Raw genomic sequence first — 17873 nt, 5'->3', positions numbered from 1 at the left:
ACCCGCCCCTCCCCCCCCCCCCCCCCCCCCCCCCCCGGCGCGGGCCCCCCCCCCCCCCCCCCCCCCCACCCCCACACGTCAGAACCTGTAACGAACGCCGAGCATGTAACGCGGGCTCTGGTCAGCCAGCTTCACGATCATCTGCGAGGTGCGCGAGCGCCAACGGACGTCCTCACCGGTCAGGTTGATCGCTTCCAGGCCGAACGACCAGTGATCGTCCAGCGTGTAGTTCACGCTGAGATCCCACTGTTCGTACGCCTCTACGTAGTACGGATTCCGGCTGGCCCCCTGGTTGGCCAGAATCAGATACTGGTCACGCCAGTTCCACGCCAAGCGGACCGACCAACCGTATTTTTCGTACATTAGCACGGCATTTGCGGTGTCACTGAGGCCGGTCAAGGCGAACTGGTCGATGGCCGGGTCGCCCCCGTTGTTGTAGCCGACATCGCCGTTCACGAGGGTGTAATTGGCGAGGACGCCAAAGCCGGTATCGCCGAAGAAGTACTGGCCACCCAGCTCCCAGCCATGCAGCTTGGCCTGGTTCTGGTTGATGGGCCGGTTGACGTTGAACGCATAGAGCGGGTCATCACCCTCCCCGTACAGATCGTAGGCCGCTTCGGTGGCCAGCACCTGCGCGTCGGTTCCGTTATAGGCGCGCAACCCGGCCGGGTTGTTGCGCAACAGGGCCAGCGCGGTGAACAGGGCCGTATCGTTGGCCGAGCAGGCCGCCGCATTGGCCGCGCCGACCTGGGTGATGCAGGCGCCGCTGTTGAGGAAGGCCAACGCGGCCTGCGCATCCGGACCGGCGGTGGGATCCCTCAGCCCATACAGATTCTCCTGCACGATCGTGTTGCCGATGAAGTTGTTGACGGATTTGTTCCAGTAGGTCAACGACACGTAGCTCGCATCGGCGAAGTACCACTCCAGTGCCAGGTCGAGGTTGTCGGACTCCAGCGGCTTCAGCTGCGGGTTCTGTGCGGTGCCGCTGGCCCGCGAAGACGGATCGATCAGCACCGAGCCAAACGGCTGCTGTGCGGTCGGGCCTGCATAGAGGTTGCCGATCGGCGCGCGCGCGATGCTCTTGCCGAACGAGACACGCCCCTTCAGGTTGTCCATGAGGTCGATGCTGAAATCGAGGTTGGGCAGGATGTAGCTGTAGCTGTTCTTCTCGGTGAACGGCTGTTGCTCATCGGACAGCACCACGCGGAAGTCGTTGTTGGACTGCCACTCGATGGCCTCCGGGATGGCGATGACCGACGTGGACACCACATCGGTGGTTTCATAGCGCACGCCCAGGCGGGTATTGGTGCGCAGGCCGCCCAGCTCGCCATCCAGCTCGACCTGGAAATAGGCCGATTTCGTCTTCTCCTCCACCAGGTTGTCGGCGGCCCGCTGCGGGCTCACGCCAAGGCTGGCGCCATAGTTGTCCGCCGCCCATTGCGCGAGGCGGCCCGCATCGCCGCGCCAGGCGGTGAAGCTGTTGGCATTGAAGTCGTTGAACAACCCGACGATGTTGACCGGCTGCAGCAGGTCCATCAGCCCATTGGCCACATCCCCGTCGACGTTGGCCACGCCCCAGTCGCCCAGCGTGCTGTAATTCTCCGCGGCCTGGATGCGGTGGGTGGTCTGCTTGCTCGAGTCCACGCCAAACTGGAAGCGCCCCTTGTCGAAGCTCCACTCACCGTCGATGCGCCCCTGCTTGATCTCGCTGACCTGGGTCTGCGAATTGATGCGCAGCACCTGCGAGCCGATCTCGCCCGGCACGAAGCCCGGGTTGACCACGCCATTGGCTTTGGCGAGGGCATCGGCCGTGCTCGGGTACCAGACCTGGGTGCCCACCGGCAAGCCGTTGTTGAAGTTCATTTCCTGCACCCACGACCCACCGCAATGCGGCCCGGTGGTGCAGTTGTTGGTGCCGGCGATGCTGCTGAAGATGGAGCCGCCCCCGGTGAGCGGATCGTTCGGCCGGCTTTCGTTCTTGGAATCGTGCGCGTCGAAGGTCAGCTTGAACCGGTCGGTGACGTTCCAGAGGGCGTTGAAACCGAGCGATCCCAGCTTGTACTTCTGCATGCTGCGCTGCTGCTCAAGCCCGAAATCCTTGGTGCCCGCGATTTCACGGATATAGACCGGCGTCGCGACCGCACCGCTGGTGTCGAACGTGACATCGGTGTAGTTGCTGTTCTGCAACCACATGCCCTGTTCGCCACGATTCTCGGTGATCTCGTTGGTCGAATAGGTGTAGTCCAGGGTCAGGGTCACCGCGTCGGTCGGCGCGAACTGCAGCACCGCCTGACCATTGATGCGCTCACGCTCGAACTCGGAGAACGCATAGCGAAGGTCGTTCGGGCGACCGTACAGTGCGCCCACCGCCGGGGCATTGACCACGGTCGGGTTGCCGGGCATCGTGCCCGTCCACGGCTGGATGTTCCAGTAGTTGTTGGTGGCCTGCACCGAGCCACCCTTGCGCTTCTGGTAGCTCGCACTCACGCCGACGCCGAAGGTCTTTTCCGGGTTGCTGTAGCTGAAAATGCCGGACAGTTCGGGCGTCAGGTCGTTGTCGAACGGCTGGCTCTGGTCGGAGACGACCTTCGCACCGGCGCTGGCGACGGTGCCGTCATGATCGAACGGGCGTCCGGTCAGGATGTTGATGGTGGCGCCGATCCCACCGCTGGGGACATTGGCCTGGCTGGTCTTGTAGACCTCGATGCCATTGATGGATTCGGCGGCCAGCTGGGCGAAGTTGAAGGCACGGGTACCTCCGTCCACGCCGCCGATGGCGACCTGCCCGGACGCGCCGAACGCATCCGCGCCCGGCATCTGCCGCCCGTTGAGCGTGACCATGTTGAACTGCGGGCCAAAGCCACGCGCGGTGACCTGTGCACCTTCACCATCACGACGTTCGATGGAGATGCCGGTGATGCGTTGCAGCGATTCGGCCAGGTTGGTATCCGGGAACTTGCCGATATCCTCGGCACTGATGGCATCCACCACGCCGGCCGAGTCGCGTTTGATGTCCATCGCCTGGCTGAGGCTGTTGCGGATGCCGGTGACCTGCACGGTGTCCAGCTGGGTCGGGCTGGGCTGGGCCTGCGGCTGGGCGACGGTCGCGGGCGTTGGCGCGTCCTGTGCAAATGCAGGATTGATGACCAGGACGCCACCGACAAACGTGAACATGGCCCTGGAGGTGAACTTCGCCAGCGTGCGGCTCATGAACGAGCCCCCCGGCCTTGGGTACGACGGAACGTAGAAGCGCTCATGACTCTCCCCTCTGACATAACGATCGAATGGATGTACCGCCCCTCCTGGGGGCACGTACGGGCGATGCCCGTCTTCCACACCGAACATCGCAGCGCGCTGTGCGCTTGCTGCGACTCACACTCGCTTTCAGGCTTGCCAGAACAGCCGCGTGGTAAAGGGGGGGTACCCGTTGGCCCTTACCCCGGCCAAGTGGTAGCGCTACCATCACGTCACGGCCGCAGACTAATCATCCGGGGTCGCGCTTGTCATCATGCAGCGCAGCAAAGGAGCGCGTGTCCTGAAAAACAGCCAGAAAGTCGTGCGTCGGAAAGCCAGCGCCATCACCATCGACGACGTCGCAGCGCACGCCGGCGTGTCCGCCATGACGGTGTCGCGCGTCATCAACGGCCATGCGGGCGTGCGTGAAGGCAACCGCGAGCGCGTCATGCGCAGCGTGCTGGCACTGGACTACCGCCCCAACCTTGCGGCGAGCGCACTGGCCGCGGCGCAGCACACCTGCATCGCACTGATCTATACCAACCCCAGCTCCAGCTACCTGCGCGAACTGCTGGTGGGCGCACTGCGCGGCTCCACCCGGGCAGCGGCACAGCTGGTGATCGCCACCTGGGATGAACTGGGCACCCAGCAACGTCGCGAGGCAGCACGGCAATTGTCCAACAGCGTGGCGGGCGTGATTCTTCCGCCGCCGCTGTGCGAATCACAGGACATCGTCGACACCTTCGTGACCGCCGGCATTCCCGTCGTCGCCATCGCATCCAGCCAGTTCAGCGACAGGCTCTCGTGCGTGCGCATTGATGATCGCCAGGCAAGCCACGACATGGTGTCGCATCTGATCGCTTACGGGCATGCCCGCATTGGCTACATCACCGGCGATCCGAATCAGACCGCCAGCGCGCACCGCTGGCAGGGCTACCGGGACGCCTTGGCTGACGCCGGCATCGGCTACGACGACACCCTCGTCCAGCCGGGGTATTTCACCTACCGCTCCGGGCTGGAGGCGGCCGAACGGTTGTTGACGCTGCCCCAGCCGCCCAGCGCGATCTTCGCCAGCAACGATGACATGGCGTCGGCCGTGGTTTCCGTAGCGCATCGCCGCGGGTTGGAGGTGCCAGGGGATCTTTCGGTGGTGGGTTTCGACGACACCTCCGCGGCGACGATGGTGTGGCCCGAACTGACCACCCTCCATCAGCCGGTGGCCGAGATGGCGGACACCGCCGTCGATATCCTGCTGCGCGCGATCCGGCATCCCGCGTCCTCGGCGCGCGCGACCGTGAACCATGTGCTGCCCCACCAGCTGATCACGCGGGCGTCTGTCTCGAGGCCTTTGCTGGCCTTTTAGCCAGCGGCTGCCTCACAAGCGGCGGCCAAGCACCTGGCCCGGCCAACCTTCCATGTTGAAGGTCGACAGCCGCTCGTATCCGCACGATTCGTAAAAACGCACCAGGTCGCCACTGCCCCCGGCATAGCAATCCACGCGCACGGAAGCGACACCCGCGGCACGTGCCTGCTCGTCGGCGAACGCCATCAGCCGGCGGCCGATACCGCGCACGCGCGGATCGCGCGAAGCAATCAGCACGCGCACGTAGAGCTCTGGCTCGACCGCCGCGGGCACGTAAGGCATGGCGTCCCCCAACGCCAGGAACGCACGCACCTCGCCCTGTGAGGTTTCAGCCACCCACGCACCCGGCAGCGCGCAGGCGTCGGTCATCTGGGTGATACGGCGCGGAATCGATGACCACGCTTGGCTACCCCACTGCTGCGGGTTGCCGATGGCCACGAACCAGGCAATCACCTCATCGAACAAGCGCAGTACAGCGGGCGCATCGGCCACACTGGCGCGACGCATCGCCAGCGCTTCTTTTGCAGCATCCGTCACGCATACCTCTCCTGCCTGGTGGCGATATGCCACGTCCAGAAGCAGTGTGCCGCCATCGGGGGCAGACACCAAGCCTCTCGCCAGATCGACGTCGGCATCGCAGAGCCGGGGCATGTACCCCAGGTGGCCTCAGCCCGCCGCTTCCAGCGCCGAGGGCGGCGTGGCAAGCCGCGAGGCACGCAGGTATCGCAGGTACTTCCCGATGAAGACGCCGGTGAACCCGCCCGACAGCAACAGATAGGCGGCGCGGAAGACGTCATCGAAGTTGAGCGAAGGGGAAACGGAGAGCGCGACCTCGAAGCCGTATTTCACCACAAACGTGAGCAGCAGCAGCGGCAGCAGGCTGTAGTCCGCACGGCGCCACAACCTCCCCGTGGACATGTTGACGGTGAGCGTTGCCCGTCGCAGCAGCATCCACCCAAGGCCCATGCCCGCACCGATGCCGACCAGCCATTCCGCCCACGCCTCCCAGGAACTACCGAAGCGGTGGCCCAGCGACCAGACTCCCCAAGCGGTGAAGAGGGCCGGCACGATCGCCAGCTTCGTGAGCGAGGTTTCACCGGGTTTCATGGCGCTGACGCCACGGGTGACCAGAAAGACCAGAAGCGCCCAGACCCACACAGGGGTACTCGAGATGAGGCTCAGCAGCATGTTCACAGGACGTCCTTGATGTGGGTGGGTGCCGGCGATGCAACGCCGCGCGGGAATGGGTCCATTCTCGCTTTGCACCGACCCATCACAAGTGACAGGTGTCAGGGATCAGGAATTACCCCCCCTCACTCTCCTGGCGACGAGCCAGGGTGCGTGTAAAGGGTCAGGTCCGCTGCAACGCATAGTTGGCCACCATCCTGTCCAGAAGGTCCAGTTCGTCGGGGGGAACTTGCGAGGCGGTATCACACACAATCGATGAGGCCAGATAGTACTCGGTGTCATTGCGGAGGCGGCCACGCCGCAGGATCGCCTTGTAGTGACGAGAGCGGCCCTGCCAGAGCTGACTCATCGTCGGTGCGCCGGCCCGGGCCAGAGAGGCATCGGCTGCAGCGATCTCCTGAGGCGAGAAATCCTCGAAGTCCTCCAGGATGTCATTGACCGCTTGCTTCAGGCCTGGCAGCACACGTGAAACACCCAGCTGGCGCTCGTAGGCCGCCAGGACATTGATGGGATTGTGCGGGTGCTCGAGCCCCAACACCCGATGCGGCGTGAGATGTGTCTGCCAGTGAACAAAGAAGCGCTTCAGTTGGTCGTACTCACGCTGCTTTTCTGCCGATACCGACCTGGCCATAAGGGGTTCAACTCCTCCGCATCAGAATCATCTTTTCCTGCGACATGTCCCGCATCGTGTACGGAATCCCGCCCGTGCCATAACCCGATTCGCGGCGGCCGGCGAAAGGCATCCAGTCCGTGCGGAATGCAGTCGGATCATTGATCATCACGGCCGAGGCATCCAAGCGGTTGGCAGCGCGCATGGCGATATCGATATCCTGCGCAAACACGCTGGCCTGGAAGGCGGTGGGCAAGGCGTTGGCGCGAGCAATCGCCTCGTCGAGGTCCGCGAAGCGATACACCGCCACCACCGGCCCGAACACTTCCAGCGTGGTTACCCGAGCGTCGCTGGCTGGATCGAGCAATACGGTGGGCTGCAACATCGTCTCGGAGAGGCGCTTGCCGCCTGTGGCACGCTGCGCACCGCCGCTCACCGCTTCGTCAATCCACTCGGCCACGCGGTCGGCCTCGCGCGGCTGGATCAGCGGGCCCACCTCGGTGTCCTTCAGGGTCGGGTCGCCGGTACGCAGCCGTTCAACCCGGGCGACGAGGGCCTGGGTGAAGTCGTCGGCAATGGTGTTGTGGACGAAGATGCGCTGGGTGGAAACGCACACCTGGCCGGCATGGTAGTAGCCGCCCTTGACGATCGGCTCGATGATCCTGGCCAGGTCAGCGCTGCGATCGACGAGGGCGGGCGCAGCCCCGCCATGTTCCAGCGCCGAACGTGCGCCATGTGCCAGCTTGGCGTGCAGCGACCACCCTACCCTCGCCGAACCGATGAAGCTCAGGAAGGCAATGCGTTTGTCGGTCGCCAGCGCCTCGGCCAGGTCGTTGCCGTCCGGGAGGAAACTCTGGCACCACGGTTCGGGCAGCCCGGCCTCATGCACCATTGCCACGAATTCCAGGCAGGACAGCGGCGTTGCCGAGGCGGGCTTGATGATGACCGGACAACCCACCGCGATGGCCGGCGCGACCTGATGGACGATCAGGTTGAGCGGGTGATTGAACGCCGAGATGGCCGCCACGATGCCGATGGGCTCCCGGGTCGTGAACGCCCAGCGGCCCTCGGACGCTGCCGAAAGACCCATCGGGATTTCGCGGCCGGCAAAGTTGCGCAGCTCGTCGGCCGCGTTGTGGACGCCATCAATCGCACGTGCGGTCTCGATGATGGCATCCGGGAGCGGTTTGCCGCCCTCGCGTGCAATCTGCAGGGCGAGGTGATCGCGCTTGGCGTCCATCAGGGCGGCAAGCCTGCGCAGGATGGCGATGCGCTGGTGCGGGGCGAGCCAGCCGTCGCGGTCCTTGAAGACGCTCTCGGCAGCACTGAGCTTGCGCTCCAGCGCGGCGGCGGTATCCAGCCCGATCTCTGCGATGGGGGCGCGGTCAAAGGCCTGTACGACGGTCAGCATCTTGAGCTCCTTGCGGAAGGGGCAGCCGGGGGGTCACGCGCAGCCCACGTCCGGCGTGCGGTTGCGCAGCTCATCCACCAGCACGCGGGTATTTTCGGCATAGTCGATCGGCACATCCAGCACGTGGACACCGCCACCAGCGAAAGCAGCCTCGATCATCGGCACCAGGTCGTCGACCGCGGTCACCCGGCTCCCCTTCGCGCCATACGCCTCGGCATACTTCACGAAATCCGGATTGCCAAAGCGCATGCCGAAATCCTCGAAACCATCCACCGCCTGCTTCCAGCGGATCATGCCGTAGGCACTATCGTTGAGGATCACCACGACGAGGTTGAGGCCCAGCCGCACGGCGGTTTCCATTTCCTGCGAATTCATCATGAAGCCACCGTCACCGCACACGGCCATGACGCGCCGCTGGGGGTACAGCATGGCCGCCATCATCGCCGATGGCAGGCCCGCACCCATCGTGGCCAGTGCGTTGTCGAGCAGCAGCGTGTTGGCGACGTGCGTTCGGTAATTGCGGGCGAACCAGATCTTGTACATGCCGTTGTCGAGGCAGACGATCCCGTCGTCCGGCATGGACTGGCGTACGTCATGCACGACCCGTTGCGGCGTGACCGGGAAGCGGTCCTCCTCGGCACGGTCATTGAGGCGGGCCAGGATCTTCTGGCGCAGCTCGATCATGCCTTCGTCAGTCGCCACGCGGCCTTCCAGCCGCCCGGCCAGCGCATCCATCGAGGCACCGATGTCGCCCAGAACCTCGATATCGGGGTGGTACACCTGCTCCACCGTGGCGGACTGGAAGCTGATATGGATGACCTTGGGCCCGCCGCCGCTCTTCATCAGGAAGGGCGGCTTTTCGACCGTGTCATGGCCGATGGCGATGATCAGATCGGCGCGGGCAACCGCTTCGTGGACATAGTCGCCCTCGGAGAGCGCGGCTGTTCCCATGTACAGGTTGGAGCCGCCGGTGACGGCGCCCTTGCCCATCTGCGTGTTGAAGAACGGCAGGCGGGTCCGTGCGACGAACGCGGAAAGCGCCTCGGCGAGCCACGGGCGGCTTCCCGCCGCACCGATCATCACCAGCGGCCGTTTGGCGGCCAGGATGGCCGCCTCTGCGCGGTCGAGCGCGGCAGACGGTGCGATCGGACGCTCCAGCGGATGGGCCGGGATGACGGGAATATCTTCGACCTCCTCGCCAGCGACATCTTCCGGGAGCTCCAGATGCACTGGCCCGGGGCGCTCTTCCATGGCCACGCGGAAGGCATCGCGCACCGTGGCCGGAATCGCGGCCGGGCTGACGATCTGACGCGTCATTTTCGTGAGCGGCTTCATCGAGGCCACGATATCCACGATCTGGAACCGTGCCTGCTTGGCGCTCATCATCGGCTTCTGCCCCGTGATGAGAATCATCGGCCACGCGCCGAGGTGGGCATAAGCGGCGCCGGTGGAGAAATTCAGCGCGCCCGGGCCGAGCGTGGCCAGACAGACCCCGGGCCTGCCGGTGAGCCGGCCGTGGGTGGCGGCCATAAACGCGGCCGCCTGCTCGTGGCGGGTAAGCACCAGCTCGATGTGCGAGGTCCGGAGCGACTCGAGGAAGTCCAGATTCTCCTCGCCCGGGACACCAAAGATGCGGTCGACGCCTTCGTTCTCCAGCGCCTTGACCAGTAGATCCGAGCCCTTCTGCATTGCTTCGATCCTTGCGGTGAAGTCACGATCACTATACCCGGGCCGATGTCAGCGCTGCGTCGCCTGTCTGCGGGATGCTGTGCCCCGCGGGTGCCGGTAGTTTTACTGCCCTCATCCCGCATGTATTGCGGTTGAGCGCGTAAAGCGCTGTGGCCAGACTCGAGTGACACCCGGTGCCCGCCGTGCGTGGCGACTTCGTGCATGTAGATCAACACAGCACAACATGGATAAAACGTGGACACTTCCCGATCTGGTCGCCGAGCAGCATCCGGCGTGACGTGTGCGGGTACGTTCGTGTCACCGCAATCGATCCGCGGCAGCCTGCTCGTGGTCGGTCTGGCGGCCGCGGCGCCCTGGTCCGCACTGGCGCAGAGCGTGGACGCCGCCAGCTGCATTACGGTGCCGGCCACCGTACCCGCCCAGCAGGTCCGTGCGAACGGTACGGTCCAGACCATCGCAAGCGGCACGTACGCGCCGACCACCGCCGGTGCACCGGCCTTCTATGCCGCCAATGCCGGCGTGATCAACGCTACCGGCGCGGTGGCGTTGATCACCAGTGCCGCCAACACGGCCACGGTCTGCTCGACCAACGCGGGCGCGGTCAACTTCCTGGCGGCTGGCTCCACCGTCAGCCGACTGGGCGCCGGAGGGCCTGCTGCCCGCCTGGAGGCAGGCACCACGCTGACCTCGAACGGCACGCGCTTCTACACGTCCCTGGCCAACAGCGAAGGCCTCCAGGTAGCGGGCGGCAGTTTCACCGGCAGCGGCGATGTCATTGCCACCGGAATACTGCTCGGGACGCAACCCGGCAACCCCGCCACCTACGGCCTGCCGGTGGATGCCAGCGGCAATCTCGTCACCGATCCCAGCGCTTACGTGGGCAAGGCCGCAACGGCGGCCCACGGCATCAGTGCCATTGACGGCACCGTCCGGTTGAATGTGGACAGCGCCGGCATTCCCACGGGTGGCACCACATCGATCCATATCTTGGGCGCCGGCGCCGGTGCAACCAATGGCAGCCACGGGTTGCTCGGCGCCAGCGGCGCGCAGTTCGACGTGCACGCGGTGAACATCCTCACCCGAGGCAACAACAACAGTGGTGGACGCTTTGCCACCGGTTCGCGCCTCCAGGCATCCCAGCTGTCCATCGATACCACCGGCACCGGCGCGACCGGCCTGGTGTTCGCTGATGCGCAAGGCATCATGTCCGGGCTGACCATCAACGCCACCGGCACCACCGCACACGGGCTGTCGGCCGCTGGCGCCTCCCAGGTGCAGGTTGATGGGGTGGACATCCGCGTGGCCGGGCAGAATGCGCACGGCGTGCTGGCCGGGGGCGGCAGCACGGTCACACTGGCAGGTGCGCCGGGTATCGTCATTGCTGCGGGACAGACCGGCAATGCGCTGCGCGCCGAAGGCAGTGGCAGCGCGCTCACGGCAAACGGGCTGCGCCTCTCAACGCTGCTCAACGGCGCCATCGGTGCCCATGCATTGACCTCAGGCACGCTCACGCTGAGCAGCAGTGCGATCTACACCTCCGGCATTGCCGGCGGCAATGCGGCGGTTGGTCTGCAGGCGGCCAGCGGCGGCACGGTGCTCAGCCAAGGCAATGTCCTGCTCACGGGCGTACAGCTCGGTACGGATCCTTCCGCCGCCAGCTATGGCCTGCCGGTGGATGCCGGTGGCACTGTCACGACCGATCCGGCCGCCTATGTGGCCACCGGCACCACCGGCGCAAATGGTGCGCAGGTGTCGTCCAGCGGCGGCACGCTGCGCCTGGACGTGGCCGCCGACGGCTCACCGCTGGCCACCGCCACGCGCATCGAAACGTTTGGCAACAACAGCACCGGCGTACTCGTGGCCCAGGCCGCCTCGGCGACATCGCGGCTGCAGGCGGCCAACACGGTGATCACCACGCACGGCATCAATGCCAATGCCGTGCTGGTCCAGGGCACGGCCGGCACCACCGGACCGCAGGCCACGTTGCTGCGCCTGGATACACGCACCACGGATCTCAATGCCAACGGCGTGTATGGCCAGGCTGGCGCGCAGGTCAGCGTGACCGACAGTACCCTGACCACCTCGGGAAGCGGCGGCGGCATCCGTGCCGATGGCGCGGCAACCCGCATCACCGCGCGCAATCTCTATATCGGCGGCGGTGGCGCGGGTGGCATCGGCCTGAACGCGACGGGCGGCACCATCGACAGCGCCGGCTCCACCATCATCAATGCCGGCCGCCCCGGGATGACACTCAACGCCAGCGGTGGCACGGCTGGCACGCTGATCTCCAGCGGCGACACCCTCCACACGGGCGTGCTGCTGGGAACCGATCTGGCGCTGCCGACGTTTGGGCGGCCGGTGGATGCCGGCGGCAATGCGGTGACCGATCCCGCCGGATTCGTCCCCTCGGGCATCTCGGGGCATGGGGTATACGTGGGCACGGCCGGCGGCCGGGTCTGGATGAACGTCACTCCGGTGACGGGTCAGGCCGACGGCGCACGCAGCAGCATCACCACGCTGGGCAACGCCAGCGAAGGCTTCAACATCCAGGGCGTGGATACGATCGCGACCCTGGCCAATGTGAGTGTCTCCACACGCGGCACCGATTCCATCGGCGCACGCGCGGCGGGGGCCGGGCAGATCCGTACGAGCGGCATGACCGTCACCACCAGCGGGTTGCATGGCTACGGGCTGGCTGCGTATGCCGACAGTCTGCTGACCGCGACAGCAAGCACCATCGTCACCACCGGCGTGCAGGCGCACGGACTGATTGCCTGGGCCGACAATGGGCGCCTGCTGCTGGGCGGCGGCAGCCGCGTGACGACCCGTGGTGCGCTGGCCCACGCTGCGGTGGCATGGAACGGCGGGCGGTTGGACGTAGCGGATACCACGCTGGCCACGACCGGTCCCGGCGCGGCGGCGTTGCTGGTCCGCGGCGATCCCGCCCCCGCGTCGGCCTTCGTTACGCAGTCCACGCTCTCCGCTGCGGACGGCCCCGGCGTGGGCGCCATTGGCGCGGCGCAGATCGACCTGACCGGCGCGACGGTAGGCGGGCGCGATCTATGGCTGAAGGTCGGCGCCATCGCCGATTTCGATGGGCTCGATGCGGCGGTCCCGGTGCTCCCGCCAGACCTGCCGCCGGATGATCCGGCAGCGCCCTTGCCGATGGCGGTGCCGATGCAGATGCCGCTGGTGCCGGCCGCCGACACCCCGACCATTGCCAGCATCACCGCGACCGCCAGCGAGCTCACCGGCGCCGCGATCACCCTGCCCGGCAGCCTCTCCAATGTGGCGCTGCACGACACGCTGTGGAATCTGACCGGCAGCTCCACGCTCACCACGCTGCTCAATGATCGCAGCCGGATCGCGTTCGCGGTGCCTGGCGGAGATCCCGCCCAAGGGGCCAGCTACAAAACCCTGGCCGTGTCGCGCTACAGCGGCAATGGCACGCTCGCGCTGAACACCTGGCTGGGTGACGATGCCTCCCCTTCGGATCAGCTGGTCGTGGTGGACGGCAGCAGCAGCGGCCCCGGCGCATTGGAGATCCGCAACAGTGGCGGCCGGGGCGACCTTACGCTGGCCGATGGCATCGGCGTGGTGCAGACAATCAACGCCATCAGCACGGCGGACAATTTTGCGTTGTCCGCGCCGGTCGTGGCCGGCCCCTACGAGTATTTCCTGTACCGCGGCGGTGCAGCCACGCTCTCCGGCCCGGCCGTGGAGAACAGCTGGTACCTGCGCTCGGTGATCGATTGCGCCAGCCCGGGCGCACCGGCACCCCCCTGCCCCAGCCCGCCGCCCGAGCCGCCCGAGCCGCCCCAGCCACCACCGGAGCCACCGCCTACACCGCCTACACCGCCCACCCCGGCGCCGCCCCCGGCCTATCGCCAGGAGGTGTCGCTGATCGCAGCCGCACCCGCGATGGCCCAGGTGTACGGCCGCACCCTGATCGATACCCTGCACGAACGGGTCGGCGACGAGCAGCTGCTGCACCAGCGCGGCGACCTGGAGACCGGACGCAGTGGATTCAATGGCGCGTGGATGCGCTATCTCGGCCACGACGGCGAACATGATGGTGGCCGACGCGGCATCTATGGCGATCGCGGCCCCGACTTCGACTACCGCTTCGATGCGTTGCAGATCGGCACCGACCTCTACCGGCGCGTGGATGCCGATGACCTGCGCCGCCGCCATGCCGGTTTCTACCTCGCCTATGGCAAAGGCAAGGGCGAGGTGCGGCACAACCTCCTGGATTACCGCTTCCATGCCGGTACGAACCGGTTCAAGGCCGGCTCGGTCGGCGGCTACTGGACAGCGTTCTCCGCCAAAGGCGCCTATATCGACGCCGTGGCCCAGTACACGTGGTACGACATGCGCCTGCAGTCCCCGCGCACGTCCGACAGTTTTGTCGACGCCGATGGGCTGGCGCTGTCGGTGGAAGGCGGCTGGCCGTTCGTTCTCAACGAGGGCGACGGGTCCTCCGGAGAGGACGGGCGTTGGCGTCTGGAGCCGCAGGCGCAGGTGATCTGGCAGCAGATCGACGTCGACGACCTCGATGATCACACCGCGCAGGTGCACTTCAGCGACGGCGACTCGCTGGTGGGGCGCATCGGCGCGCGATTGAATCGCACCGGGCAGCACGAGACCGCGCAGGGTGAGGCCCGCAGCAGCAATGCCTGGCTGCGCGCCAACGTGTGGCATGAGTTCCGGGGCACGCCCCGCGCCGCATTCGCCACCAACAGCGGCTACGTGCCGTTCGCCGTCGATATGGGCGGCTCATGGGGCGAAGTGGGCATCGGCGGAACCTGGCAGGTCACCCAGACCGGCTACCTGTATGCCGATATCGACTACAGCTGGAGTTTCAACGGCGACGAGACCGCGTGGAACGGCAAGCTGGGCATGCGCTGGAACTGGTAGAAGCGGTGATTCCCACCGGGCAGCTGCAATCCTCTCGTCGCCATTTCTCGGACATCAATGATGGGCGCGCCAGTACACCTTATGAGTGTCTGCGGCGAGCAAGGCGATACAACACGGTGCCCGCCAGTACCGCGGCCACGGCCCCTGTCAGCGGTACCGATGCCAACGTTGCATAGCTGATCGTAAGGCTGCCCATGGCGCCCCCAAGCGCGGTGCCCAGGTTGAAGGAGGCGATGTTCAACCCCGCCGCCACCGGGCTGTAGGCGGGAATCAAGCGCTGCGCCTGCTTCAGCAGACGCAGTGTCAGCAGGGTCACGATGCAGAAGAAACAGATGCCCAGCGTACCGATCAGCAGCATCATCATGGCCGGCATGCTGGCGAACACGTAGAGCCCGAGCAGATTCAACGCCAACGCGACCAGCGCCACCTGAAGGCTGCGCTCCCCGTCCATCGCATCGCCCAGCGCGCCCCCGAGCAGATTGCCTGCGATCGCACAGACGCCGAACAACAGCATGCCCAGGCTCAGCCACTGCACGCCCACACCGGTGATCTGCTGCAGGTACGGCGAGACGAAGGTGAAGAACGAGAACGTCGCGACGCTCACCAGCGCGCCGATCCCGGCCGTCGCCAGCAGCTGGGGATGGATGATGGCCTGGATGCCCTTCCATGCGCCGCCGCGGGACGAGGCCGAGCGGGCAGCCCCCCTCGGCATGCACAACGCCAGGCCCAGCATGCCGACCACGCTGAGGACGCCGATGGACAGGAAGACCACGCGCCACGACCAGAGACTGCCCAAGTACGTGCCGATCGGAACGCCGAACGCCAGCGCGAGGGTCAACCCGATCCACACAACCGACAGCGCCCGGCCGGATCGCTGCGGGTCCACGAGCCGGGTCGCCGCGTCGGAGGCGACCGCCATGAAGACCCCGTGGCCGAGGCCGACCACGAAGCGGATGGCCAGCAGTGTGATCAGATTGGGCGAGGCGCTCATCAGCAGGCTGCCCAGCCCGAGCAATGCCGTGGCCAGCAGCAGGATCTGCCGGTCCCGCCAGTGCGCGACCAGGGCGGTGATGAACGGTGCGCCGATGGCCGCGCCCAGTGCATAGGCGGCAATGGCCGTGCCGACGAGGGATATCCGCGCCCCCAGGTCATCGGCAATCGTGGTCAGCAATCCGGCGACCACGAACTCGGAGAGCCCGAACGCGAACGCGCACAGGGAAAACACATAGATAGCAGCAGGCATCGCAGGTCCTATACAGCAGAGCTGCGCAAGCCTAGTGCCTCGCCCTGTGCGGGTGAAGGACGGTTTACATACCGCAGCAAGACGCCGCGCGTCCTGTCACCTCAAGGCAGAGTAAGGGTCTGCAGGACTGCCTGTATCAACCGGTCGCGGATCGCTGAGGTCCGGGTCTCGTTCCACGCCATGAACAGGTCCAGCCGTGACACGTCCTCGGCCGCATCCACCTGGAGCGGCCGGAACACAACGTCCTCGCGCGTTTCCGTCGCCAGCGAAGCGGGCAGCAGCGCGATACCGAACCCCGCAGCCACCAATGCAATCAAGGTCTGCATCTGCCGGCCGTGCTGCACGATGTCGGGCACGAACCCGGCTGTCTGGCACAGGCCGATCAGCTGGTCATGAAATCCTTTGCCGAGTGTCCGGGGCGAGGCGACGAACGCTTCGTTGCTGAGCAATGCCAGGTCGATGCGCGCCTTCGCCGCCAGCGGATGACCGGCCGGCAGCGCGACGCAGATCCGTTCGCTCAGCAGCCTTTGCATGCGCAGGTGCGGCGTCGTGGTGCCCGGTGTCCGCATGAAGCCGATATCCACCTCTCCCTGCTCCAGGGCGTTGACCTGCTCCTGGGTGGTGGCCTCCCGCATCGTGAAGGCGATGCCCGGGTTGCGCTCTCGAAAGCGGCGCAGCGCCTGCAGCAACGAGGCATATGGGGCGATGTTGATGAAGGTCAGGGTCAGATGGCCCTCCATGCCCTGGGCCACGCGGCGCGTCTGCGCTACGCCGTCCTCCAGCGACTGCACGGTACGGCGCGCGGTTTCAAGAAAGGCTGCACCAGCCGGTGTCAACGCGACGCTGCGAGGGGTGCGCTCGAACAACGGCGCTCCGACGGCGGCCTCCAGCTTGCGGATGGCCTGGCTCAGCGGCGGCTGCGCCATGTGCAGCCGCTCGGCGGCGCGATTGAAGTGCAGCTCCTCGGCCACGGCAATGAACTGTTGGAGCAGGCGGGTCTCTATCACTGAAACACCAGACCTCTTGAATACCGGGATTGAGGGTGTTCAACATACCAAATCGCTACATTGGCCAGAACGCGCCTGCGGGAGGGGCTGGTCATGATGCTGCTGCTCGTCAGCCATCATCGACGAGGGGCCGGACAGCGTTACTTCGTGGCGTCGCGCTCCGTCGCGTCCGCTTCGATCAGCTCCCGGCGCTGGGCCTCGATCCAGGCATCCCCGGCGGCACGTGCCTGGGCATCCCGTTCCTTGTTCTGCCGCTCGATTTCCTGATACTCCGCCCATACCTCGGGCGTGATCGTGTCGAGTCGATGGTCCGAACGCAGCGCGATCGAGGGAGAGGCGCCCGTGGAGACCGTGAAGTTGTCGAACAGCCATTGCCGTCGCTGCTCGGGCGGGGCATGCAGCAGGTCGGGTTCCGCATAGGTCTGCATCGGCAGGGTCTGCTCGGCGAGCGGGGTATCCGAAGAAATCCGTGCCAGCCTGACGACGAGGCGCTCATGGTCCCGGTCCTTCCGGTACAGGGCAACGGTGTCGCCGTCGATCCACAGCGCGTACCAGTACCCGGCGATGGGATGGACCTGGAAGGGCCTTTCACGGATCAGGATCAGATCGCCGGGATCTCTGTAAAGCGCCCGCCAGCCCGGCGCTGCCGGGCGGAGGCTGCAGTCGGCGGTCCCTTTCATGATCGTGTCCAGCGTCGGCGTGCCATTGCGTGCGACGAGCTGCGTCGTCCAGCAGCGTGACCCGTCACGGTTATGCGAGGCGATCAGCACCGCGTCTTCGTCCAGCACCACGGCATCGGTATGCACGAACTGATCGCCCGCCGCTTCAGGATCCTGCAGGAGCGCCGAGAATCCTTGGTCGGACAGCCTGTTGCCGTCTACGTACAGCACGTACGTCGTGTAGTGCTGATACTTGCTGACGTTGATGTCCAGTCGGCTTTCGGTCACGGCCACGACCTTCAGCGTGTCCGAGGAAAGCACGGTTTCCCTGTTGGTCCGGGCACATGCCGTCAACAGCGGCGCCGCACACATCAGCAGTGCGGCGGAACGCAGGAGGGAATCCAGTCTGAAACGCATCGCGCTGCGGCCTGCGGGTGTGGGGCGGACCCGTGCAAGCATATCTGCTTCGGCGACGCGTATCGGCCCGCGTTGCAGGCCTTCGTAGCGTTGTCGGCCAGCGCGGCACCGGGAAGGTGCCGCGCCGCCCTGCCC

At 66.1% G+C, this 17873-nt stretch carries 11 protein-coding genes; 2 read left to right on the top strand and 9 right to left on the bottom strand.

Features of this window, described 5'->3' with window-relative positions; all coding sequences use genetic code 11:
* Window positions 1-78 precede the first annotated feature (78 nt).
* A complete protein-coding gene (locus tag QMX81_RS16375) occupies window positions 79-3210 on the bottom strand; it encodes a TonB-dependent receptor (protein WP_282263066.1) in 3132 nt (1043 codons plus the stop codon).
* 298 nt (window positions 3211-3508) lie between these two features.
* On the opposite strand from QMX81_RS16375, the gene QMX81_RS16370 reads away from it, so the two are divergent.
* The gene (locus tag QMX81_RS16370) at window positions 3509-4597 is read left to right on the top strand and encodes a LacI family DNA-binding transcriptional regulator (protein ID WP_282263065.1); all 1089 of its coding nucleotides are present in this window, start codon (window positions 3509-3511) and stop codon (window positions 4595-4597) included.
* Between the two features lie 12 nt (window positions 4598-4609).
* On the opposite strand, the gene QMX81_RS16365 is transcribed toward QMX81_RS16370, so the two are convergent.
* From QMX81_RS16365 to QMX81_RS16345, 5 genes are all read right to left on the bottom strand, one after another.
* Window positions 4610-5134: a GNAT family N-acetyltransferase gene (locus tag QMX81_RS16365; protein ID WP_121036845.1), complete on the bottom strand. Its 525-nt coding sequence runs from the start codon at window positions 5132-5134 to the stop codon at window positions 4610-4612.
* A 129-nt stretch (window positions 5135-5263) separates the two neighbouring features.
* On the bottom strand, window positions 5264-5785 hold the full coding sequence (locus tag QMX81_RS16360; protein ID WP_282263067.1) for a DUF6622 family protein: 522 nt from the start codon (window positions 5783-5785) through the stop codon (window positions 5264-5266).
* A 163-nt stretch (window positions 5786-5948) separates the two neighbouring features.
* A complete protein-coding gene (locus QMX81_RS16355; RefSeq protein ID WP_282263064.1) occupies window positions 5949-6416 on the bottom strand; it encodes a hypothetical protein in 468 nt (155 codons plus the stop codon).
* Window positions 6417-6423: 7 nt separating this feature from the next.
* A complete protein-coding gene (locus QMX81_RS16350) occupies window positions 6424-7806 on the bottom strand; it encodes an aldehyde dehydrogenase family protein (protein ID WP_121036848.1) in 1383 nt (460 codons plus the stop codon).
* Window positions 7807-7839: 33 nt separating this feature from the next.
* Window positions 7840-9495 carry an acetolactate synthase large subunit gene (locus QMX81_RS16345; protein WP_282263063.1) on the bottom strand — a complete coding sequence of 552 codons (1656 nt, stop codon included), beginning with the start codon at window positions 9493-9495 and terminating at the stop codon, window positions 7840-7842.
* 294 nt (window positions 9496-9789) lie between these two features.
* Between QMX81_RS16345 and QMX81_RS16340 the strand changes: the two genes are divergently transcribed.
* On the top strand, window positions 9790-14412 hold the full coding sequence (locus QMX81_RS16340; protein ID WP_282263062.1) for an autotransporter outer membrane beta-barrel domain-containing protein: 4623 nt from the start codon (window positions 9790-9792) through the stop codon (window positions 14410-14412).
* Between the two features lie 79 nt (window positions 14413-14491).
* Here QMX81_RS16340 and QMX81_RS16335 read toward each other — a convergent pair whose 3' ends face one another.
* The 3 genes from QMX81_RS16335 to QMX81_RS16325 form a co-directional block, all read right to left on the bottom strand.
* Entirely contained in the window at window positions 14492-15655 is a 1164-nt protein-coding gene (locus QMX81_RS16335) for an MFS transporter (RefSeq protein WP_282263061.1), read from the bottom strand.
* A gap of 101 nt (window positions 15656-15756) precedes the next feature.
* A complete protein-coding gene (locus tag QMX81_RS16330) occupies window positions 15757-16662 on the bottom strand; it encodes a LysR substrate-binding domain-containing protein (RefSeq protein WP_282263060.1) in 906 nt (301 codons plus the stop codon).
* A gap of 140 nt (window positions 16663-16802) precedes the next feature.
* On the bottom strand, window positions 16803-17873 hold a 1071-nt coding region (locus tag QMX81_RS16325), incomplete at its 5' end, for a hypothetical protein (protein ID WP_282263059.1).

This window comes from Stenotrophomonas sp. PS02301, from assembly GCF_029959485.1.
Classification (GTDB): domain Bacteria; phylum Pseudomonadota; class Gammaproteobacteria; order Xanthomonadales; family Xanthomonadaceae; genus Stenotrophomonas; species Stenotrophomonas maltophilia_Z.
The sequence above is the reverse complement of the archived record's forward strand: the minus strand, read 5'-3'. Positions and strand labels throughout refer to the sequence as shown.

Bases quoted from the DNA above. Each gene is read 5' to 3' on its own strand.
- QMX81_RS16375 (WP_282263066.1), bottom strand. From the start codon at position 3,210: ATGAGCCGCACGCTGGCGAAGTTCACCTCCAGGGCCATGTTCACGTTT.
- QMX81_RS16370 (WP_282263065.1), top strand. From the start codon at position 3,509: ATGCAGCGCAGCAAAGGAGCGCGTGTCCTGAAAAACAGCCAGAAAGTC.
- QMX81_RS16360 (WP_282263067.1), bottom strand. From the start codon at position 5,785: ATGCTGCTGAGCCTCATCTCGAGTACCCCTGTGTGGGTCTGGGCGCTT.
- QMX81_RS16355 (WP_282263064.1), bottom strand. From the start codon at position 6,416: ATGGCCAGGTCGGTATCGGCAGAAAAGCAGCGTGAGTACGACCAACTG.
- QMX81_RS16350 (WP_121036848.1), bottom strand. From the start codon at position 7,806: ATGCTGACCGTCGTACAGGCCTTTGACCGCGCCCCCATCGCAGAGATC.
- QMX81_RS16345 (WP_282263063.1), bottom strand. From the start codon at position 9,495: ATGCAGAAGGGCTCGGATCTACTGGTCAAGGCGCTGGAGAACGAAGGC.
- QMX81_RS16335 (WP_282263061.1), bottom strand. From the start codon at position 15,655: ATGCCTGCTGCTATCTATGTGTTTTCCCTGTGCGCGTTCGCGTTCGGG.